The sequence below is a fragment of the Formosa sp. L2A11 genome (assembly GCF_009796865.1).
Taxonomy (GTDB): domain Bacteria; phylum Bacteroidota; class Bacteroidia; order Flavobacteriales; family Flavobacteriaceae; genus Formosa.
This window is the reverse complement of record NZ_CP047028.1, coordinates 2,679,948-2,701,503: the sequence shown is the minus strand read 5'-3', so window position 1 is coordinate 2,701,503 and position 21,556 is coordinate 2,679,948. Positions and strand designations below refer to the sequence as shown.

14 protein-coding genes, 1 pseudogene and 1 riboswitch are annotated in these 21,556 nt (G+C 31.1%); of the genes and pseudogenes, 5 read left to right on the top strand and 10 right to left on the bottom strand.

The features are described from left to right. Nucleotides 1–8: 8 nt before the first annotated feature. From GQR95_RS11815 to GQR95_RS11795, 5 genes are all read right to left on the bottom strand, one after another. A complete protein-coding gene (locus GQR95_RS11815) occupies nucleotides 9–3,020 on the bottom strand; it encodes an amidohydrolase family protein (protein WP_159023352.1) in 3,012 nt (1,003 codons plus the stop codon). Nucleotides 3,021–3,180: 160 nt separating this feature from the next. Further along, nucleotides 3,181–4,152: a hypothetical protein gene (locus GQR95_RS11810; protein ID WP_159023351.1), complete on the bottom strand. Its 972-nt coding sequence runs from the start codon at nucleotides 4,150–4,152 to the stop codon at nucleotides 3,181–3,183. Between the two features lie 15 nt (nucleotides 4,153–4,167). After that, complete coding sequence (locus tag GQR95_RS11805; RefSeq protein ID WP_159023350.1) at nucleotides 4,168–5,565, bottom strand: SusD/RagB family nutrient-binding outer membrane lipoprotein; 1,398 nt, start codon at nucleotides 5,563–5,565, stop codon at nucleotides 4,168–4,170. Between the two features lie 13 nt (nucleotides 5,566–5,578). Beyond that, the gene (locus GQR95_RS11800) at nucleotides 5,579–9,070 is read right to left on the bottom strand and encodes a SusC/RagA family TonB-linked outer membrane protein (RefSeq protein ID WP_159023349.1); all 3,492 of its coding nucleotides are present in this window, start codon (nucleotides 9,068–9,070) and stop codon (nucleotides 5,579–5,581) included. Between the two features lie 113 nt (nucleotides 9,071–9,183). Further along, a complete protein-coding gene (locus GQR95_RS11795; protein ID WP_159023348.1) occupies nucleotides 9,184–10,335 on the bottom strand; it encodes a FecR family protein in 1,152 nt (383 codons plus the stop codon). A gap of 127 nt (nucleotides 10,336–10,462) precedes the next feature. Here GQR95_RS11795 and GQR95_RS11790 point away from each other — a divergent pair, with 127 nt between their 5' ends. Next, on the top strand, nucleotides 10,463–11,038 hold the full coding sequence (locus GQR95_RS11790) for an RNA polymerase sigma factor (protein ID WP_159023347.1): 576 nt from the start codon (nucleotides 10,463–10,465) through the stop codon (nucleotides 11,036–11,038). A gap of 289 nt (nucleotides 11,039–11,327) precedes the next feature. Here the strand turns inward: GQR95_RS11790 and GQR95_RS11785 are convergent, their stop codons facing one another. Then, nucleotides 11,328–12,569, bottom strand: coding sequence for a DUF3999 family protein (locus tag GQR95_RS11785; RefSeq protein ID WP_159023346.1), 1,242 nt, complete (start codon nucleotides 12,567–12,569; stop codon nucleotides 11,328–11,330). Continuing rightward, entirely contained in the window at nucleotides 12,553–15,237 is a 2,685-nt protein-coding gene (locus GQR95_RS11780; RefSeq protein WP_233265921.1) for a DUF2339 domain-containing protein, read from the bottom strand. Before GQR95_RS11780 ends, GQR95_RS11785 begins: the two co-directional genes overlap by 17 nt. A 394-nt stretch (nucleotides 15,238–15,631) precedes the next feature. Between GQR95_RS11780 and GQR95_RS11775 the strand changes: the two genes are divergently transcribed. Beyond that, nucleotides 15,632–16,078, top strand: a complete 447-nt coding sequence (locus tag GQR95_RS11775; protein WP_159023345.1) for a redoxin domain-containing protein — start codon at nucleotides 15,632–15,634, stop codon at nucleotides 16,076–16,078. Between the two features lie 214 nt (nucleotides 16,079–16,292). Continuing rightward, nucleotides 16,293–17,158, top strand: a pseudogene (locus GQR95_RS11770) (DUF3095 family protein). 290 nt (nucleotides 17,159–17,448) lie between these two features. On the opposite strand, the gene GQR95_RS11765 reads toward GQR95_RS11770, so the two are convergent. From GQR95_RS11765 to GQR95_RS11755, 3 genes are all read right to left on the bottom strand, one after another. After that, entirely contained in the window at nucleotides 17,449–17,691 is a 243-nt protein-coding gene (locus tag GQR95_RS11765; RefSeq protein WP_159023344.1) for a YARHG domain-containing protein, read from the bottom strand. A 237-nt stretch (nucleotides 17,692–17,928) separates the two neighbouring features. Beyond that, nucleotides 17,929–18,147, bottom strand: a complete 219-nt coding sequence (locus tag GQR95_RS11760; RefSeq protein WP_159023343.1) for a hypothetical protein — start codon at nucleotides 18,145–18,147, stop codon at nucleotides 17,929–17,931. Between the two features lie 155 nt (nucleotides 18,148–18,302). Next, on the bottom strand, nucleotides 18,303–19,610 hold the full coding sequence (locus tag GQR95_RS11755) for a nitrate/nitrite transporter (protein ID WP_159023342.1): 1,308 nt from the start codon (nucleotides 19,608–19,610) through the stop codon (nucleotides 18,303–18,305). 329 nt (nucleotides 19,611–19,939) lie between these two features. On the opposite strand from GQR95_RS11755, the gene GQR95_RS11750 reads away from it, so the two are divergent. Next, nucleotides 19,940–20,350 carry a DUF6789 family protein gene (locus tag GQR95_RS11750; RefSeq protein ID WP_159023341.1) on the top strand — a complete coding sequence of 137 codons (411 nt, stop codon included), beginning with the start codon at nucleotides 19,940–19,942 and terminating at the stop codon, nucleotides 20,348–20,350. 139 nt (nucleotides 20,351–20,489) lie between these two features. After that, complete coding sequence (locus GQR95_RS11745; protein ID WP_159023340.1) at nucleotides 20,490–21,224, top strand: flavodoxin family protein; 735 nt, start codon at nucleotides 20,490–20,492, stop codon at nucleotides 21,222–21,224. A 212-nt stretch (nucleotides 21,225–21,436) separates the two neighbouring features. Further along, nucleotides 21,437–21,536: riboswitch (SAM-I-IV-variant riboswitch) on the top strand. Nucleotides 21,537–21,556 lie beyond the last annotated feature (20 nt).

Below are 21,556 nucleotides of genomic sequence, written 5' to 3'. Positions count from 1 at the left end.
TGTTTTAATTAATTGCCCATTTGAATATATTCACAATCAAATTCTGGTTTTTCTTTTGAAATTTTTGTTGGATTTGCACCATTTTCTAATCCATCCATTTTACTTAAAATTCGAGCTCTTTCATTTTGCATGGTTGTTCTAAGTGTTTTGTCTTTTTCAATATCAAAGTATATGGCGCCTTCAATTATTGTTTTTTCTACTTTAGAATAAACAGACAATGGCGGACCTGACCATAAGACAACATCTGCAGACTTTCCTACTTTTATACTTCCCATAGTATCGTCTAAGTGTAATAATTTTGCAGGGTTTAATGTTATCATTTTTAATGCATCCTCTTGAGATGTATTACCATACTTTATTGCCTTAGAGGCTTCATGATTTAAATGTCTAATGGTTTCTCCACTATCAGAGTTTATTGCTGTAGTAACACCAACAGTATTCATTATTGTGGCATTATATGGAATTGCATTTCGTGTTTCCCACTTAAAATTCCAACGATCGGAAAACGTACTACCACCAACACCATGTTCAAGCATTTTATCGGCTATACGGTAACCTTCTAAGGCATGAGTAAACGTATTAATTGTAAAGCCAAAACGATCTGCAACATCCATAAGCATAAGCATTTCTTTTTGCTGATATGAATGTGATGAAATAAAGCGTTTCTCTTCTATAACTTCTAACATCGCTTCATGCACCAAGTTTTTTCTAGGCATAACTGCTTTTGCTTTCTGCTTCTTACTTAATTGATTATAAGTATCCCTTTTTTTTTGATACGCTAACGCCTCTGTAAATGCATCTGTATAGAATTGTTCCATTCCCATTAAACTTCTAGGAAACCGAATAGAAGGTCCACTTTTTGAGCGTTTTGGATTTTCTCCTAATGCAAATTTTATAAAAGGATCTGCATCTTTTATTATAAGTCCTTCTGGAGATTCTCCCCATTTAAGTTTAATTAATGCCGACTGGCCTCCAATAGGATCTGATGATCCATGCAATAATTGTGCTGCAACAACACCTCCTGCCAAAGCTCTATAAATACCAGGATCTTCAGAGTCTACAACATCATCCATACGCACCATACTAGAATTTGGTGCAATTTCATTAATTCCGTTTAAGGCAATATGCGAATGCTCGTCTATAATTCCAGGTGTAAGATGTTTTCCTGTTCCATCTATAATTTGAGAGCCTTCTGCAGACAAATTTTTACCTATTTTAGATATTTTACCACCCTCTAGTAGTATATCTGTCCCTTCTAATATACCCGATTCTTCATTTGTCCAGATGGTTACATTGGTAATTAGGATATTTTCTGAAGTTATTTTACTTGTATTTCCGAAGGCTAAAAACGGGTAAAAAACAGCGCCTAAGTTATCAAAATCACTTGATGATTCTTTCTTATCTTTTAACTTGTCATTAGCAGTCTTTTCTGCAGACCACACTATTTCGTCTTTAAAATTAAGTGTTCCTGTGCCTTTAAAAACAATTTTATTTGGTTCTGAAACCTGCCATCCTTTTAAATTATATTGAGAATTATTCGTTACAAATTGTAAAATAGGAAGATCTCCATCCATTCTAAAATCTGCTTTATCTTCAGATCCATCTGTAGAACTAATAGTCGCTATATATTTCCCCTTATTAATGCCTATTTTTAATTCTGTTTTAATAGAGCCAACATTTAAAATATATGCTCCTACAAAATTTTTATTTATAGTTTCCTGAATAATATAAGGTTTACCTTTTACCCAGTTTTCTAAAAGCAATGTTTGGTTCTCTAATATATCACCATCAGCAATAATAAAATTAGCTAATTTTCCTTTAGATAATGTTCCAACTAAATCATCAACTTTAAGGAGTTTTGCAGGTGTTGTGGTAAGACTAGATAGTGCTTGTTTTTTAGTTAATCCAAAAGCAACGGCTTTACGTAAATTTTCAAGGAAATGTGATGGGTTTTCTTGCGGATATGTCGTTAAAGCAAACGAAATGCCTTCTTGTTCTAAATGAGATGGATTTGAAGGCGCCAATTCCCAATGTTTTAAATCGGCTAATGTAATCTTGTCTGTAATAACAGGATCTGTGACATTATAATCTGAAGGAAAATTTATAGGAATTATTAAAGATGAATTTAACTGTTTAATTTCTTCTAAACGTTGGTATTCATTTCCTCCACCTTTAATAATGAAATTCATATTAAATTCCTGTCCAATTTTATGCACTTGAATATCTGTTAACCAATCTTTAGCTTCAAAAATTTGTGGTAAATCTTTATTGTTTTCAATAGCCTCTAAAGTAAGATCTGAAAAGGTGCGTGAAGAATTAGAGACGTACCATTTTGCATCATAAAACGTTTGTCTTAATAAAGCAATAGATCCCATTGGAGAAATGGGATAATCTTGTGTTGAAGTTCCTTTATCAAACGAATAATGACTGGCAACTTTGTTTTTTAATACCATGCTATTTTCGTTCTCATTTCCTAGAGCAACAAATGTTGCAGTACCACGTGCAATACCATCTGGTCGCATACTAGCTACAGCACCAAAACCTTGTGCTCTTAATTTAAGTGCACGTTTTTCATTTACCCTAAAATATGCTGTACCATTATAATTAGATTTAATAGCTTCATTAGCATTATATGGGCCTTTTGTACTAGACTGTATTTGTTCTCTTTTTATAAATGGATTTTCACGTTTTGGAAGTTTAACTTCTGGTTGACCATAAGTACTAAACATATCTATAAATGAAGGATATATGTATTTCCCTATAAGATCTATTTGTGTGTAGCCTTTTGGTATTTCTGTAGTATTAGAAACAGATACAATTGCACCATCTTTAATTAATAACGTACCATTTTCTATTGTAGTTGTTGGATTTACTATTATAGTAGCATTTGTAAAAGCTACCGTTTGTGGCCTGGTATCTGTAACATCATTTTTAGGAAAGGTTTCTTGACTATACCCTTGTTTTACAAACATAAAAATGCTGAAAAGCATAAGAAACCTGTAAACTTTTTTATTGTTCATTTTTAAGTATATTAAAAATTACTGTTATAACTTAATTTGCAGATAAAATCCTACCTCATTTACTCTAAATTATATTTAAAACAGATGAGGTAGATTTTATTATACACTGGATTATTGAGAGTGAACGCTCCAGTGTTATTCAATACTATCTATTTAAAAATTATTTAATTAAGGTCTCTACAACGCCTAAATAATCTGTGATAGATGTCACAAAAGCTTCAGAAAATTCCTTTCTATTAACTTCAGAAGCACGAACTTTATAATTAGCTTCTATTTGTAGTCCAAATACTTTAGGATAATCTAAAGAGGTGTAACGTCTGGTGTTATAACCTCCTGTAAAATATGCTTCGTCAGATTTTGGAAAAGGATCTTGTAAACTCGGAACTGCAGGATAACCATTAGATGCAAAAAAAGTACCTAACGCATTTTCGCCGATTAACAAGTCTTTAAGCGTTTGATTATCGGTCATATTTAATAAATTCTGAAGCGAAGATTTAGTCTCTATAGCTGTCGTGCTCATACTATTAGTTTCTAAATCCGACTTACGTAACGTGTAACCAAGTTCTAATCGTTTTACAGGGTGACTTTGTCCATGTAAATCTATATAAAGTGCATAACCATATTGGGCTACAGCTTTAGAAATTGCAGCTTCAATGTATTTATGATATTGGTACCAAGTAGAATTCATCATGGCATTTTCGCAAGTCGCTTCGTCCATATCACGATTTAAATCAATTTTAGCTCTCGCAATTTGAGATACAATTAAAAACGGTTTTTTTCCTTGTTTTTCAAAGGCTTCACTAATTTGGTAAGCCAACAAATTAGTATTGTCGTCTTTCTCTCTTGTACCACAAGTACGATCTGGTATTTCTGCAGGAGAAATTAAACCTCCATGAGGCACACTTATAACTAAAGGCATATTTCCTTCTGTAGCTTCTAACCAACTTGGATCGAATATATCTTTTACAACAAGAGATTGCTCTTTATCTACTATTGTTTTTTTACTACTGCACTGTATTTGAAAAAATACAGTGGCAGTTAGCAAACATAATACTACACTTTTCGTTTGGAAGACCTTCTTAAAAGAAGTCATACCATACATTGTAACAGATTTTGTTTTATCGATTTTCATATGATATGTTTAAGATTATTGATTTACCTCTGTATCAGCAAACAATCCGGGTTCTGATGGCGCGTTTGAATTAGATAAAATTTCATCTTCTGGGTATAACATACGTTCTACATTTTGCGTGCTTGTAGCTACATTTAAAGGAAATGGTACAGCAAGATCTGAATCTGATTTTTGTAACCTACGTGTGTCATCAAAAGCCATAAAAGTTGTAAATCCAGAAACATAACGCTCTTCAATTATTTCACGAAGCAAAGCATCATCTGCATCAATATTATCCATGTTTTCTATTCCTCCTGCATTAAAATCTTCGGCAGTATACGCCTCATAAGTAAAAGATTCTGAAGCAAAATTGGTATTAAGAAAACTTCCTGTATTTAAAAATGCACGCAATGTATTTAAATGATCTAAACCAGTAGTAAACCCATTTGTTCTAAATCCAGATTCGGCTAAAATAAGTAGGTTTTCTCTATACGTTATCATGGGTTGTGGCTCCAATTCTTGAGCAATACCAAGGTTAGAATCTCCTGTTGTCTGATTTATAGTATAATATAAACCTCTAGCCGTTTCGTCTGTTTTAGAATTATTACGAGACACACTACTTGTAGGATCTAACAATTGCTCTAGATAACTACCGCTAGTTCCTGTGTAAGGTCCTGATTCTAGTAAAATATAATATTTGTTTTTTGTACTATTTTCTCCAGTAATATCAAGTGGGTTAAACATCATGTTATTTGAACTAGATGAAATACCATTTAAAGCAGCTGCATAAGCTAAACTATATTCTTTAGTATGTGTATAGTAACGCGCTTTAAGCGTCCAAGCAGATTCTAGCCACTTTTCACTATCTCCATTAAAAATATAATCTTCGAGTACTCCATAACCTCCTGCATTTTCAAGTTCTGCAATAGCTTCATCTAAAAGCAGTTGCAATTGTTCAAAAACGTAAGTTTGATTGTCAAAAACAGGGTTTTCAATATCTGTAAGTGCTTCAGAATAAGGAATATCTCCAAATAAAGACGCATAGGTTCCTACCATATGAGCTTCAACAACTTTAGAAATCCCTAACAATAATGGGTTATCTGTAGTTCTTTCTTGTATTTCTCTTAAAGGCGTTAATACACTTTGGTATCCATCCCAATCAAATGTACTACTCGTAACATTATATTGGTAGCGTTCAAGTTCTGTTTGCTCATACCCTACCAATTGACCAGACCAGTATCCTGCCATTCTGCTGTAAGATCCCAATTGAATACTTATATTAGAAAGTTCTGCCCCGTTTAAGAATAGACCTGCGTCTATATCGTCTAGGGTTAACTGATTTGGATTATCGTTTAAATCGTCGACTACACTTTCACAACCTAAAAAAGCAAAGGCAGTGAAAATCAATAGTAATGTTTTATATGTTGATTTCATATTAATTGAGTTTTTATAGGTTAGCTTGAATATTAAACAAAACAGAACGTGTTCCAGGGTTATTGAAATAGTTCATACCAAAGGCATTACTTACTCCGTAATTGTTCGTTTCTGGATCTACATCAATAATATCTGTCCATAAAATTAAATCACGTCCTGTAACAGAAAATCTTAAAGATTCTAAAGCTAGTTTTTTACTTATTTTAAGTTTAGAAAACGTATAACCAATAGTAACATTACGTAGTTTGGTCCAAGTAGCATCTTCTATATAAAGGTCATTAGTTTTATTAAAACCTAATCCTCCACCAATTCCTCGGTACCAAGATTCGTCAAGCAATACGTTTCCTGCTCCAAAATCTTTTACATTACCTCTAACTGTTGTTCCTGCAGCAAAAACATCTCCATTAACATTTACCATATTTTCAGATAAAGTAACCTCTTTTGCAACATTTGCATGATTTCCAAAACCGTAAAGCACAATATTAGTACGGTTTATATAATCTCCGCCATGAGAGTGTTCAAATAGAAAACTAAAATCAAAATCTTTATATTCGAATTTCATTCCTAAACCACCTCTCCAATCCGGATTTGGATCTCCTAATACACGACTTTGGGTATCTAATTGCGGAAAACCATTAGCATCTAGATCTAAGCTATTGTCAGCATTACGAAGTGTTCCTGGTAGATAAAAAGAACTCATTGCATATCCTTTAACAGCTTTAGATGTACCTCCAATATCTACAGTTTCTGCTCCTGCAATATCAACTACTTTATTTTTATTGTTATTGTAATTTGTATTAAATGAAAGTTTAAAATCTTCTGTTTCAACCAATCTTCCGGTAAGATCTATTTCAAGACCTTTATTTTCTATAACAGCAGCATTTTTATAATTATAGTTAAAACCAGAACTCGGATTCGCTTTTACAGCAAATAAGATGTCTTTAGTTTTATTTTCATAATATGTAATTCCTAATGATAATCTATTTTTAAAGAATCTTAAATCTCCTCCAACTTCCCATTCTGTTTTAATCTCTGGTCTTAAATTAGAATTTCCTTTTTCAGAATCTACCATAAATGCACCTCCAAAAGAAGAAAAACCTGTAGTTGCCAAAGTTTCAAATTTATAAGGTTCTGGCTGAATACCTACTTTTCCCCATGATGCTCTAAACTTTCCGAAACTTAAAAAATCGGTATTTAAAAGGTCTGTAAATTGCCATGCTAAATCTACCGAAGGATAGAAAAAACTCCCCTTAATTGTAGAAGCGGCTTCTAAAGCACCTGAGAAATTAATAAATAATTGTTTATACAAATTGAATCCTAATATTCCATAACCACGGTTAGATCTTATTTTTGTAATTGTTCTATCCCAAGACGTAGAAGATTGGTCAGGATTTAAATCTGGAGTTGCTAAATCTGAATCTACAGCAAAAGGACTTAACGTATTATAGTTAACAACTCTATCTCTATCATTAATGTTGTACCCGAATGTAGCAGACACACCTAAATCTTCACTAAAATCGTGAGTTGCTATAGCAATTCCATCAAAATTAAGTTCTTTGTTTACAATATCTGTTTGCGTCCAATATCCACCACTTCTGGTGCTACTAGCAGATCCTATTGGATAAAATTCACTTCGCGTATCATTATAGTAATCCATACCTCCTCTTAAAATAACCTTTAACCAATCAACAGGATCTATAGTTAATTCTGGATTAATAATAAATCGATTAACATCACTCGGAGCTTTTTGTTCATTTATTGTCCAAAGCGGATTATTATAGATAGGATTTTCTGCTTCTCCAAGATGTCTTCTGTAAGAACGTTGGCGATTATTAAAAATCTCTCCGTTAGCAGACGTATATGTCCCTTTATAATCTGTAATATCAAAATCTGGAGATGCTCTTAAAAGCCCTAATAACACGCCATTAGTATTTTCTCCCGCTTGTACTATTCTGTTAGATTTAGTATTTGTGTAAGACACTCTATTATTCCATGTTAACCAATCGGTAACTTGAAATTTAGTATTCAATCTAATATTTTGTCTTTTATAATCGTAATTTTCTATAATACCGTCTTGGTCTAAGTTTTCATAACTAAAAAAGTAAGATGCCTTTTCACCACCACCATTTACAGAAATATTATTTTGTGTATAAACACCTGTTCTAAATACTTTATTATAATTACTATTTTTGTAAGTTTCTTTAGCATTTTTTGTAATTATTGAATAATATTTATTTCCTGTTGTATTAGAAACAAAAGATGCTCCTGAAGTATCTACAATATCTGCTTCACCAGAACGGTTTGCTATTTTATCTCCCCAAGATTCCCCATAAGAAACATTAAATTCACCGTTTCTACCTTGTCCGTATTGATCTTGAAGTTGTGTACGAACATTTATGTTGTCGTAAGATTGAGAAAAAGAATATTGAACGGTAGGTCTTTTATTAAGTTGACCACTTTTTGTGGTTATCATGATAACTCCATTTGCTGCTCGAGATCCCCAAAGTGCTGCTGCAGATGCCCCTTTTAGAATTTGCACAGAGGCAATATCCTTAGGGTTAATATCGTCTAATCTGGATTGCTGACTTACACTAACATCTCCAATATTATCATTACTAACAGGAATTCCATCTAAAACAATTAAAGGCTGACTAGCACCTTGAATGGTATTGGCTCCACGTATTTGAATTGATGACCCAGCACCTGGATCTCCGTTAGATTTTCCAATACGAACACCAGAAGCTTTACCTGCTAATGAATTAATTAAACCCGTTTCTCCAGATTTTTCTATATTATCTGATTGGATTGAAGAACTTGTAGATCCAGATTTGTCTTTTAATTGTTTAGTCCCTATGGCTGTAATAATAACTTCATCAAGGCTATTTACACCAGGAACCATAGATACATGTATTATAGATTCTGAGCCAACAGTTATTTCTTTGGTTTCATAACCAACATAAGAAAAAACTAATACTTTTCCTGTAGGGACATCTAATGTGTAGTTTCCATCAAAATCTGTAGAAACACCTTTCATAGAATCCTTAATAACAACGCTAACACCTGGTAAAGGCAAATTATTTTCGTCTGTAACAGTACCTGTTACTTTAATAGGATTTTCTTTTATAGATTGAATACTGTTTGCTATAGCGTTTTTATCTTTTTCTATAAGTACAATTAACTTTCTTCTTACTTCAAACGAAACGTTACTTTCTTTTAATATAATATGCATTAAAGTTCCTATTTCAACCTTAACAACATCTACAGTGACTTTTTTATTTAAATCAAGTGTAGAGTCTTTGTAAAGAATATTATAATCGGTACTTCTTTCTATCTCATTAAAAACAGTTCCAATAGATGCATTTTCCATTTTCATTGAAATGAATTGTAAATCGTTAGAAGTGTTCGCGCTAACTTGAAATAAGACAGCAAATAAAAACAGTGTGGATATTTTTATTTTCAGATCTATTTTTGCTCTAAAATAGTTTCTGTATAGTGCGTTTTTCATATTTTTAGGTGGTTGTTTAATGGGTTATTTTTTTTGCTATTAAATTATTTTGGAGTCTTGATGGTTTTTTCAAAATACTCCAATTCGTTATTTAGGTTTATATCATATATTATTTATTTTTTTTGAGTTAATATTATTTTTTCATCTTTTAAAGCGTATTCAAATTCCTTAATTCTTTGAAAACCTTTTAGTACTTCTTCTATACTCTCTGTTTTAAAACGCCCTGTAAATTTTTCGGTTTTTAAGGTTTCATCTTTAATTTCAATGTTAACAGAATAATGTCTTTCTAATTTTTTAGCAATGTGAAAAAAGTCTTCATTCTTAAAATATAAACCGCCATCTTTCCAAGCGATGTAACGACTTACATCTACGTCCTTAATTTTTATATTTGTATACGATTTTTCGTAATATGCTATTTGGTTAGGTTTTAAAACCATTGCTGTTGCTTCTGGATAGTCTGTTTTAGAAACAGCAACACGTCCTTCTACTAAAACCACATAAGTTGCTTTATCGTCAGGGTAACTAGAAAAATTAAATTCTGTTCCTAATACTTGCGTCACTATCTCTTTAGATTTAACCATAAATGGTCTTAATGAATCTGATTTTACAGAGAAATAAGCTTCACCAACCAATTCTACCTGTCTTTCTCCTGTGTTATAAAAAGCAGTTGGGTAAGTAAAAGACGTTCCCGAATTAAGAGAAACCTCTGTCCCATCTGATAATACAACCTGAAATTTTTTACCATAAGGCACATTCACTGTATTATATACAAGAGATTGGGTTTTATCATTCTTATCGATACTCTGTTTATTATAAATAATCTTAGAGCCTTCTTGTTTTGCTATAGGCTTATCTGAACTAGAAATAATATTAGAAATAGTATTAGTAAGAATCTCTTTTGTACCGTTACTAAAAGTAATGGTAACTTCCTCTTGAGTGTTTGCATCTGTATTTCCGTGCTTTAAAAATAAAAATGTAGAACATGTTATTAATACACCTATAAAAATGGCAGCGTATTTTAACCACTCACGTTTATTTTGTTTTGGCTTAAAAAGATTGTCGAATTTAGAAAGCAATTCACTTTTATAAAATTCTGCTTCTCCTTTGTTTATATCTCTAGTAATTAAATAATGAAGTTCTACATAATCTTTAAAGGCAGACGGATTCTGCTTAACCCAAGTCGTTAACTCTTGAATTTCCTCAGAATTAGCTGTCTTATCTAAAAACTTTGTTATAATTCTCGAAATATGTTTATTTTTTAGCATAGTTAATTGAGGATTGTCGAATTGTTATTAGTGAAACGATTGGTTTTTACAAAACCCTTGCTTATTTTAAAAATTTATTGATAATTTTAAGGCGTTTACAACTAAACACACAATTAATCCTAACAAAATGAATAAAAACAATGAAATAATCGCAATAAAAAAAGGCGATAAAAAGGTGTTTATTCAATTTGTAGATTTACACTATAACGAATTGTATATTTATTCTAAGAGTTTGTGTCGTGACGAACTTTTAGCCAAAGATTTTGTTCAAGACGCATTTTTTATATTATGGCAGAAAAGAGAAGACCTTAATGTAGACACTTTATTAAAAGGTTGGTTGTATAAAGCTATTAAGAACAAATATTTAGATTACATAAAAAAACACAGCAGAGAAACCTATTTACTAGAAAAAACGTTTTCTAATACATTAACTACCGTTATTAAACAAGAATATGATGAAAGTTTAAATCGAAAACTTGAATTGTTAGAAAAAGAGATTCAGGTACTTCCTAAAAAATGTAAACAAATTTTAATAATGAGTAAAAAGGAAGGTTTAACCAATATGGAGATTGCAAACTATCTAGGTATTTCTATAAAAACAGTTGAAGGTCACCTTACCAAAGCATTTAAAATACTTAAAGATAATTTGAATGGAAAATATCAGTTTCTGTTTACCTTTTTATCTTTTAATAAAAATAATTAGAATCTAAAATTAACGGCTTAAACTAATTCGACATAGCGGTTTTAATAAAAAGTAAAGTCTAAAACAAATCCAAAAACAATCATAAAGTACTATTAAAGTCTAATAATCATCTTACTACCCTTTCTTAAATTGTAACTTTATATAAATAGATAGATATAATTGAAAAACTAAGACTAAACAGAAAACTTGAAAATATAGAACAAATAACCTAACTCAAGGTTTCTATATCTTCAAGTTTTTGTCTTTTATAAAAGGTTCAAGTTGCCTTTTTATCTAGACAGAAACACAATTATTTTTTATTGTTATTTAGCTCTTTAATTAAGTTAAAAGCATAATAAGAAATTATAAGCGCTGCAAAACCAATACAACACCACATAAACCAAGGTTGTTGCCATATAGAAATTGTTGCTTCTACAGTATTCTCTGGCGCCATATAAGTTACAGCACTAATTCTTGCAATAGGTAAAGCTCGTTTTATTGTATGTGCTACTTCAGAAATATCATAATCAGGTGCCTTTAATGTTTGGTTACCAGCGGTAATTGTGTACTTCTGTTCTGCTTTTAAATTAGCAACCACATAAATAGGCGTTTGGGTAATGTGAATGTTTGGAATTTGCAATTTAGGATTGTCCTTATTTTCAATATCTAAATATATTTCTTGTGCTAAAGTGTTCGGAATATCAAACACCAACGGACTATCTGATCTAATCTCGAAGGATGTAATTTGCTGACGATAAGTTTCTACACTTCTTTTTACATCACGTTCTCCAAGTGTATACAATGTTGCTTTTCGACTATAAAAATCGGGACTAGTAATATCTAATTTAATCTGATTTAGAACTTCTGGTCTCTCAAAACTAATATGCATTTGTGTAATCTTATCTTGCTCTGAAAATGAAATAGCACTTACAGTAAGTTTTTCTTTTTCTGCAGGTACTAAATTCACAGTTTTAGCAGTTGCTTCTCCTATTTTTAAGAGATTTAGTGGTAAAGAATTACGGTCGTTAAACACAATTCTTAAATATGGATAATTACATATTGGAAAATCGATTACCTTATAAACACTCGTGTTTTCAGGATGATTCAGATCATGGAGTTCGCCGTTATTTACAATTCCAAACCATTGAATTTTATCATCACTTCCTTCTAATTTATAGTATTTACTGCCTTCATAATTAGCAATAGAAAGCACAGCTTGTTTAATAGTTTTATTAGGGTTTTTAAATACATAAGTTGCACTCGTATCTATTACGCGTTTAGTTGAAATAATAGAAAATTCAGTAAAATTAGAAACCATTGTACTTGTATACGAAGTCTCCGGTTGTACAAAATAAGGTACCTGATTCCCTTTAGCATCTAAAATTCTAAAATCTCGCATGTTAGCAGTAGCATAAGAACGCACGGTATTCGGAATAGGAATAAGGTGCAAACCATCTGTTTTTACAACATCTATTTTTCCTGTTACTGTGTGTTCCTGACCAAAAGCCGTAACCACACAAAGCATAAATAAGAGTTTAATCAATAGTTTCATTTTCTGCTGTTTTATCTTCATCTGTAACTAGAACTTTGATTTTTTGATATATAAACGAAATAACTAAAATAAGAACACCTAATAGTATAAATGCAATAATTTTTCCTGTTTCAGAAACATTACTAATATCATAAACAAATAACTTTACAATAGTTAACCCTAAAAGAGACAGTGCAATAATACGTAAATGTTTTAATTGCTTTTTTATTCCCCATAATAACAATATAAACGCTAAGACTCCCCATAATATTGGAAGCCCAGTTTTTATAATTTTATACTGTGCAGAAGAAACCATTTCATAACTAGTATTTAGTAAATCTTGATCTGATGAAAAATCCATAATATGAAGCCCCTGCAATACCACCTCGTAACTTGTAAGAAGCACCAACACAAAAACCACAAGCCACAAAGCTAATTTATGATTGAAAATTGAAAACACCTTTTTAGTGCTATTTGTCCGGTATATTAAAGTCCAAAAATAGATAATAAAGACAAAGCAAACCATATGCAAATAATATGCAATATGGTTATTTTCCCCATAAACAATATTGTCTTCTATTTCTGAAAATGGAATCTGCATAAAAAGCACGGCAAAGGCAACAATATTTACAACTGCTAAAACATTAATAAGTTTATCTGTTTTAACCGATCTGTTTATATACAAAACAAAGCAAAATACGGCTGTAAATAAAATATGGTATTGCACAGAAATTGCTAGAACATCATTAAATTCTAAATACTGAAAAGACTGATAAATAACTTCGGCTAGACCTACAAAATACCCTGTAATTACGGCAAGAATACAGCTTAGTTTTCTATAATATACTGGATTAAAATGTAATCCGAATTTAGATATTTTTTCTGTATCCTTACGCAATAGCAAGTTTACACCTACAAAAGATACAACGACTAAAATTCCTGCTATAAAAATAGGATTAAGAACAACTGCTAAATCTGAATTTATAAAATACACTTCCCAATCCATTAATAAACTCCCAAGCATTAAGGTTTGTACAACAACAGCAGCAAAACTATAGCTTTTAATTCTAGATTTTTGTGCTAACCAGAGTAACATAACCGCTTCTACAGCCCAAAATATAGTAATACTATGTCCCGAAAATTGTACCGGAATTGCTAATGTTATAAAGGTTAAACTCAGACCTATTAATAAATAAATTCCTCTTTTATCTAAACCAAATTTCTTAAATAAGAGTACGGAATATGCCATATTTAACACCGCTAAGAAAGCTGTAAAAAGTCCTGTATATTCTGGTTTATAATCGGATAAAACCAGCATGCCAATTCCATAAAACACAAAGTTATTAATAGTAAGCATGGTTAACTGTGTGGTGGTAAAGCTTCCTTTAGATCTTATATTATTTATAATATTGGTCACTATAAAAATAATATAGAATACAAAACCAAACACTAAAGCTCCCAAGTAATGTGGCGTACTAGTATTCGTGTCTTTTAATACCCAAGCACCAAATAACAAAATGGTAAAAGCAAAAGCAAGAATATGTAATAATTGCCATTTTTTAAAATAGGCCAGAATCAATATTCCAATATCTAATATGGCTATATAAGTAAATAAAACAAGATAATTCCCACTTCCTGTACTAATCATAAATGGCACTAAAAATCCGCCAATAAGCGATAATATGGCGAGTTCCATACGATTATAAGACAAGGAAATTAAGCAACTAAACGCTGTAATTACAACCATAATAGCAAAAGCTACTTCTTGCCCAAAGAGTTGGTATTCATGAAAAGCGATGGCTATTGTAAAATAAAATATGGCAATCGCTCCTGCTACAAGCACCGAACTAAAGGGTGCATATTTTTGTCGTAATTTATGAGCTATAAAAAGCACCAAGCTTCCCGCTAAAATACCAATACCTACACGTGCAGGTTCGTTAATCCAGTTTTTATCGATAGCAAATTTAACGAAGTAACTAATCCCTAAAACGAGGATTAAAATTCCGATTTTATTAATTAGATTTTCTCCAATAAACTTCTCTAAATCAGGATTTTTCTGTTTAAATAGCTCCCAAAAAGTAAGCTTTGGTTCTTTTACAATAGGCATTTCGGACACTACTTGTGTCTCTGATTCTAATGTGTTTAAATCGGTAGCTGGAGTTTCTGCTTTAGTTGCTTCTTCTTTTGGTAATTTCACCTCTAAGGGGTGTGCAATATAGTAATCGTAATCTGCTATTATGGTACTTATAAATGCTTTGTCAGATTGTGCTTTAAAGTCATGTAATGCTAAAACGTCTATTATTTTAATACGAAGTGGCATCAGTTTTGTAAAATCGTCTGTGTCTATAGCTGCATTAAATATTGCTTTAATCACATTTATATCTTTTACAGATAGCATTGCCGCTTTAGTATACGTTGGTTTATATATTTTGTCTGAAGCTTCCGGATTATCTACTGGCTTCGGTATAGAAACCTCTAAAGCTGGTTTAACCGTATCTTTAACAATAGCGCTAACCTTTTCTTTTTCAATTGGTTTAGATGTTTTATCGGCGCTTAATAAGTCTTTTAAGTTATTTAACTTGTCATTTAACGCATCTATATCTTCTTGTAACCGTGTACGATCTTTGTTAGACCTAGATCTTTGAAGTAGTAATAAAAGGATGATAACAATAGAAAGAAAGTATTCCATAAGGTCTGCTTTTAGACTTCTCTTAGCGAGAATATATGCAATGTAGTATTTTTTTAGAGATCTTCTTCAGCTTAAATATGAAGGACGATATATCAGAAATAAAAAACATTATACTGTTTTGTTAATAGTTTCACTTCTTGAAAAGATTCAGAATATTAGTGTGGTCTTCAAAATCATTTTTTCATTTTTATTTATTACTGAAAATGAAACAAAAAATATAAGTTTATCAAAACTACTGCGTTTCAAATTTTATGATGTCTTTAAATAGCACGTTCCATAAATAAAAATATTAAAATGAGTAAAATCCTTTAAATGAATTTAAGATGAAAGCTATTAAGTGTTGTATAAAATAATTAAAACCTAAATTTGTATTCCTTATTAAACAGATACCCTTATGAGTACAGAAATACAATCCATAACCGTTTTAGATTTAGATGGCCATGTTACAGATTTAATGTCTGCTTATAAAAATAAAGTTCTGTTACTTATTATCTATAATAACGATTGTTTAGGCTGTACAGGACGTGCTATTCCTTTGGCTTACGAATTTAAGCAAACCTTCCCTTCTATTCAAGTAATAGGAATTCATGCCGATTTTAAAAACAGAGAAGGCACAAAAGAAAATATTAAAAGCGTGTTTACAAGTGGCGAAATTCCGTTTCCTATTTATATAGATCGAGAGCATCAGGTATTCGACCAATTTAATGCTGAAGGCACACCACAATGGATTCTAATTTCAGAACATGGTGAACTGTTTCGTTCTATTTTTGGATCGCAAGCCAATGCCCAAAACAGATTACATTATGCTTTAGAAAGTCTTGTTGGTAATAGTAACGTTTAAAACCATATCTGTTCCTAATTAAATTGTTTTCTAAATTCCAAAGGAGATAATTCCGTTTTATTCTTAAATAATTAATTGAATGAAAACGGATATTCAAAATCTTAATTATAGGCAATGTCACTAATGAGGGAATTGTGTTATAGACAAAATTAAAACGCTAGCTTTTTATTAAAAAATCGATTAAGATTAAGTTGAGAATTGTTATTTTTAAGATCTGATTTATATAAGAACAAGTGCTATAAATGAAACGTTTCAGCTTAATTTACGCGTCGGACATTTAGATGTTGAAAATGTTTATGCTAATAACGTAACCTTAAAAATTACAAAACTAAAGCAAAATGAATATCTTACAACTCCGGTAGTATTGGGTAATGGATTGAAATATGCAGAACACATAATAAAAGAATGTTTTACAGCATCTAAAAACAACACTCAAGAAAATATAAAACCCAATTTGGAAGGCATGCAATGCAGATGGGACGAAATTTATCCTAACCAAACAGATAAAAAAGTAATATGTCTGCTTGTAGATTGTGATGATGAAACAAAACAAGCCGAAATATATAGTACTATTATAAAAGAGATAGACCTTATTTTTGGCGATTTACAAAAGCGTAATCCTATTTCTACTATCAAATTAAAACTAAATACATCTTTAGATAAAATTAGAAGTGAGATGTATGCAAAAATTGGAACTTATCAATTCCGTTATTTAATTAGTAATTGGCTAGTTACATTATTCGGGCTATTTTATTTTAAGTTCTATAAAACAGGTAAACTATATAAATATCGAGTTACCCAATTGTCTGATACCATAATGTTAGACGGTTTTCTAAACACTGTAATTTCTGGAACAGATAAGCAAGTAAATACGTTAAAAATTGTACTGGACAATTTAGAATCTGAACATAAAATTATTTATGGTATGCATATTACTCACGCGTCTATAATGTCTTGTTATATCGAAGATAAAGAAAAAAACATATTCATTTTGTAGATGGTACAGAAGGTGGTTATACAAGTGCTGCTATTATGTTTAAGGAAAAACTTAAAAAGCAATTAAAAGTTAAAAAAGAGTAATTTTTATTAAACGCGGCTTAAAATAAAAATTCCTGATGGTAAAACATCAAACTAAAAAAGTGATGTTAGTGATAATGTACAGTTTGATGAAAAGTATCTTAATATAATTGGTTTCCGTTTTTCCCAAATTTCTTTGGTTCTTGGTGGCCTCATATAGATTTTACAGTCGAATGATAGAAATATCTTTATCATTTTTACTGTGAATAATATGCTTTTTAATAATCCATAATTTAAGTTCATTCTTTAAATTAAAATTAGCAAATAAACGTTCTTGAAGTTCTCACATAATTTTACTCGTTATGTATAATCAGCTCTATATTATACCGTTCTATTTCGGTTAAAAACTGTTCAACTTTTTTATGTTCAGGTCTGTACCATTTTTGCTTTCTAAAATATGTATCCATTTCTCCTCCCTTTTTAAAGATGTAACCGTATCGAGCAAAAATTTCATTTCTCATTAATTTTAAACTTTTAGAGTCCATTTTATTTAACTCCTCAATATTTAATTTTCTAGAAGATGCTTGATTATACATTCCATAATAAATGTATTCAAACTTAAGAGCTTTTCTATATCCAATTTCAAATTTACTATTCTCAATCCATCTCGTCCAAGGGTTATTAATTCTAAGTCCTTTTATGTTGTTTCCAGATTCTGTTTTATATATAATAAATTGCCCCGAATATTGATCACTAGTAAATTTTCCTTTTTTATCTATTGAGATGTTTGATAGTGTTATATAATTACTTTTCCTGATACCGGATTCATCTTCTCAATATCCATTCTGAACCTGTCCAATTATATAATCCCCTTCAAAAAATAAATAAAAATCAGACTCACTTTCGCTTTCTCCAAAATGGTAAATCCCTGTATAATCAGTCTCAAATGTCGGAATCCAATCGGTTAAATCTGATTCATTAATTTCTTGTCCACCCCAATATTGAGCATATGTGAAATTTGATATAAATAATAAGAATACTAATAGTCTCATATGTTATTTTTAAATGTCTAAAATGATAATATTATTACTAAAATGTGTGCACTATTTAATGTTGTTTAGATATATTTTTAAAGTATTAGATTCGAATTCAATATACAAATTAGTACGAATCTTTATATATCATAAAATAGGGAATAATAGAACCATTATTGCGGATTCTTAACTACCACAGATCCAATAATTAAAAACAATAAAAAAGTTAAAGCCATATAACTAATATAAGTATAAGACCCGAATGTTGTAAAGCAATAACTAAACAAACTAGGCGCAATAGCACTACCAATAACTAAAAAGCTCATTACTTTTCCGGTAATGGCACCTAAATGCAATCGACCATAATATCTAGGCCAAGTTACAGCGTTAATTACAGCAAATAACCCACTCATTATTCCTAAACCTGCTACTAAAGCATACACTCCCATTGGACTTGCTAAAAACAACAAACCTAAAGATGCTAAAACACCTCCGGACAACATAACGTATAAGTATATTTTATGACTAATATAATCGCTTAAAATATTACAAAAGGTAGACACCGATAAGGCAATAATAGAAACAGGAATAAAAATAGCAATGGCATGAGCTCTTGTATAACCTTGAGTTGCAAAAATAGACACTACATGAAAGGTAAATCCTGTTGCAAAGAAACTATTAAAGGAAATTACCATACCAAACATCCAGAATCCACGAGTTTTTTTAGCTTCGGCTAAAGTGAAATCTCTCACTGCTTTTTTAGGAGCTTCAACTACTTTTTTAATTGTTTTTTGAACACCATCGGGGATTAAATTAAAATCTTCTGGCTTATTTCTGTATAACTGAAGAATACAAAAACTAAAAATAAATAAACACACGGCTAGTATTTGCCAACTACGTTCCCATCCATGGTTTTCTATAAGATAATTCATTACTAATGGCGAACTCGAAAAGCCTAAAGATACAGTCACACTACTAATTGCATTTACTTTCCCTCTATTGATATCAAACCACAACATAATCATATTTCGCGATGCCATTGTTAACACGCCTTGTCCGCTAAAACGAATAAAGAAAAACAAGACACACATTACTCCAAAAGGTACAACCCATGAATTCACATTTAATATCCCTTTTATAGTTTCGCTAATTTGTACAGAAATAGAACATAAAATTAAAGATAAACCTAAAAGTATAGCCGCTGAAAAAGCCACATAACGTGCACCAAAACGGTCGAATAATTTTCCTGCTTTAGAGACAAAAAAGGCACTTAATAAGGTTCCAAACATATAAGCATTACTAAACTGATTTCGACTTAAGCCCAAAGCATCTTTTACAGGATCTGTAAACACAGAAACACCAACCGTTTGCCCAGGAATACTGGCAAGAATACCTATACTTCCTATAAAAAGGACAATATAACCGTAGAAAAAAGGACATTTATTAGGATTGACTAACGAAAATTTATTGGGGACTGACATGTTATAAATTAAGAATTATAAAAGTAACGGTTTTAATTTAGTAGCCTATGCGAATGCGCCTATTTTTTAAGATCAAACGCTAAATGTTTGAGAGACATTTAAATGTATTTTTTTTAAACTATGCATTACAAATTAGTATTTAAACAGATTTAAATCTGTCTTATAAAAGAGACGTATTTTAATTACGGCAATAGTATAACGGAATGAGTCAATACTAACTAAATACTTCTTGTACCTTACTTTTTATGAAAATGTGAGTACCCCCTTTTCTGTTAATACAGTCTCAGGGATAAAATATATGCCAGATTGAATACAAAAATAGAAGTATTATGAATAATAAAATTCCAAAGTATATCGCAGCAAGCATTTTGGGCACGGTGGCAATGACAATTATTATGGCAGTCGCACCAAACATAGGACTGCCTAAAATGGTTCCTTGGGAGCTATTAGCGAAGGCAATGGATGTTTCTTTGGTTATAGGCTGGATAATGCATTTCGTAATAGGAATACTCTTTGGATTAGGGTATGTATTTGTTTTTGCTCCCAAAGTACATATTCAAAATATCTGGTTAAAGGGAATTGTATTTGGTGTGCTTGTACTTATTAGTACACAAATTGGAATGGCTTCATTAAATGGATTTATAAATATACGATTAACAGCTTTCCTTATCCCATATATTGTTTTTGGTATGGTTACAGCCAAGGTCATTGGGAAAAACAAATCACTTTATGTCTTTTAGCACATGTTAAAATGACGTAAATTATATTATTACTATCATAGTTAATTAGACTAACATTTCAAACATAAAACAAAACGTTCATTTAATTATTAATGTTTTGCATCATATAATAACCTACACTAATTTTAGACAAGAACTCATGAAAAAAATAGATTTCAGTAATTTAAAAGCCGTATTTGTTAATTGTACTTTAAAAAAATCACCCTCAGTAAGTCACACCCGTAATCTAATGGATGTATCCATAAATATAATGAAATCTGAAGGCGTTACTGTTGAAGCAATACGCCTAGCAGATTATGATATTCCAGCAGGTGTGCAACCAGATATGACTACAGAAGGTTATGAAAAAGATGAATGGTCAGGTATTTACGAAAAAATTAAAGCTGCAGATATTTTAGTCATAGGGACACCCATATGGTTAGGAGAACGGTCTTCGGTCGCTTCTAAATTAATAGAGCGCTTGTATGCCATGAGTAGTTATCAAAACGATAAAGGTCAATATGTATATTATGGTAAAGCTGGTGGTTGTATAATCACAGGGAATGAAGATGGTGTAAAACATTGTGCTATGGGTATGTTATATGCATTACAACATTTGGGATATAGTATTCCGCCACAAGCAGATGCAGGTTGGATTGGTTCTGTCGGCCCCGGACCTAGTTATGGAGATACCGAATGGAAAGGAAAAACTATAGATCCGCCAGTAGGCTACGATTCAGAATTCACTAATCGTAATACAACTTTTATGAGTTATAACTTAATGCATTTAGCTAAAATGTTAAAAGAGCAAGATGGTTATCCGGCATATGGAAATTCAAGGGAAGCTTGGGATGATGGTACCCGTTGGAATTTCTCGAACCCTGAATATAGATAAATACATCTAAAGCGTTTTAATGCTGTTTATTACAACAGTATTAAAACGCTTTTTTATTCTATTTTGAAGTTTAAATTACGTTATAATTTAATAGCACTTAGAAAGTGCTTTAAAAGCAAACAATCAAAAATACTTAACATAAAAAACAGCTTATTAAATTTAACATTTTTTAAGAATCCCCTATCGATTTATATAGTATTTTCGCCAACTTAAATAATTATCAAGAATCTCAATAAAAAGGAGATAGCAACCTGCAATAACGAGCAAGGTGCTAAATAGATAAGCCAATTATTTGGAACAAATGTTAATTCATCCTTCTACGTATTTGCTAC

Bases quoted from the DNA above. Each gene is read 5' to 3' on its own strand.
- GQR95_RS11815 (WP_159023352.1), bottom strand. From the start codon at position 3,020: ATGAACAATAAAAAAGTTTACAGGTTTCTTATGCTTTTCAGCATTTTT.
- GQR95_RS11810 (WP_159023351.1), bottom strand. From the start codon at position 4,152: ATGAAAATCGATAAAACAAAATCTGTTACAATGTATGGTATGACTTCT.
- GQR95_RS11805 (WP_159023350.1), bottom strand. From the start codon at position 5,565: ATGAAATCAACATATAAAACATTACTATTGATTTTCACTGCCTTTGCT.
- GQR95_RS11800 (WP_159023349.1), bottom strand. From the start codon at position 9,070: ATGAAAAACGCACTATACAGAAACTATTTTAGAGCAAAAATAGATCTG.
- GQR95_RS11795 (WP_159023348.1), bottom strand. From the start codon at position 10,335: ATGCTAAAAAATAAACATATTTCGAGAATTATAACAAAGTTTTTAGAT.
- GQR95_RS11790 (WP_159023347.1), top strand. From the start codon at position 10,463: ATGAATAAAAACAATGAAATAATCGCAATAAAAAAAGGCGATAAAAAG.
- GQR95_RS11785 (WP_159023346.1), bottom strand. From the start codon at position 12,569: ATGAAACTATTGATTAAACTCTTATTTATGCTTTGTGTGGTTACGGCT.
- GQR95_RS11780 (WP_233265921.1), bottom strand. From the start codon at position 15,237: ATGGAATACTTTCTTTCTATTGTTATCATCCTTTTATTACTACTTCAA.
- GQR95_RS11775 (WP_159023345.1), top strand. From the start codon at position 15,632: ATGAGTACAGAAATACAATCCATAACCGTTTTAGATTTAGATGGCCAT.
- GQR95_RS11765 (WP_159023344.1), bottom strand. From the start codon at position 17,691: ATGTATAATCAAGCATCTTCTAGAAAATTAAATATTGAGGAGTTAAAT.
- GQR95_RS11760 (WP_159023343.1), bottom strand. From the start codon at position 18,147: ATGAGACTATTAGTATTCTTATTATTTATATCAAATTTCACATATGCT.
- GQR95_RS11755 (WP_159023342.1), bottom strand. From the start codon at position 19,610: ATGTCAGTCCCCAATAAATTTTCGTTAGTCAATCCTAATAAATGTCCT.
- GQR95_RS11750 (WP_159023341.1), top strand. From the start codon at position 19,940: ATGAATAATAAAATTCCAAAGTATATCGCAGCAAGCATTTTGGGCACG.
- GQR95_RS11745 (WP_159023340.1), top strand. From the start codon at position 20,490: ATGAAAAAAATAGATTTCAGTAATTTAAAAGCCGTATTTGTTAATTGT.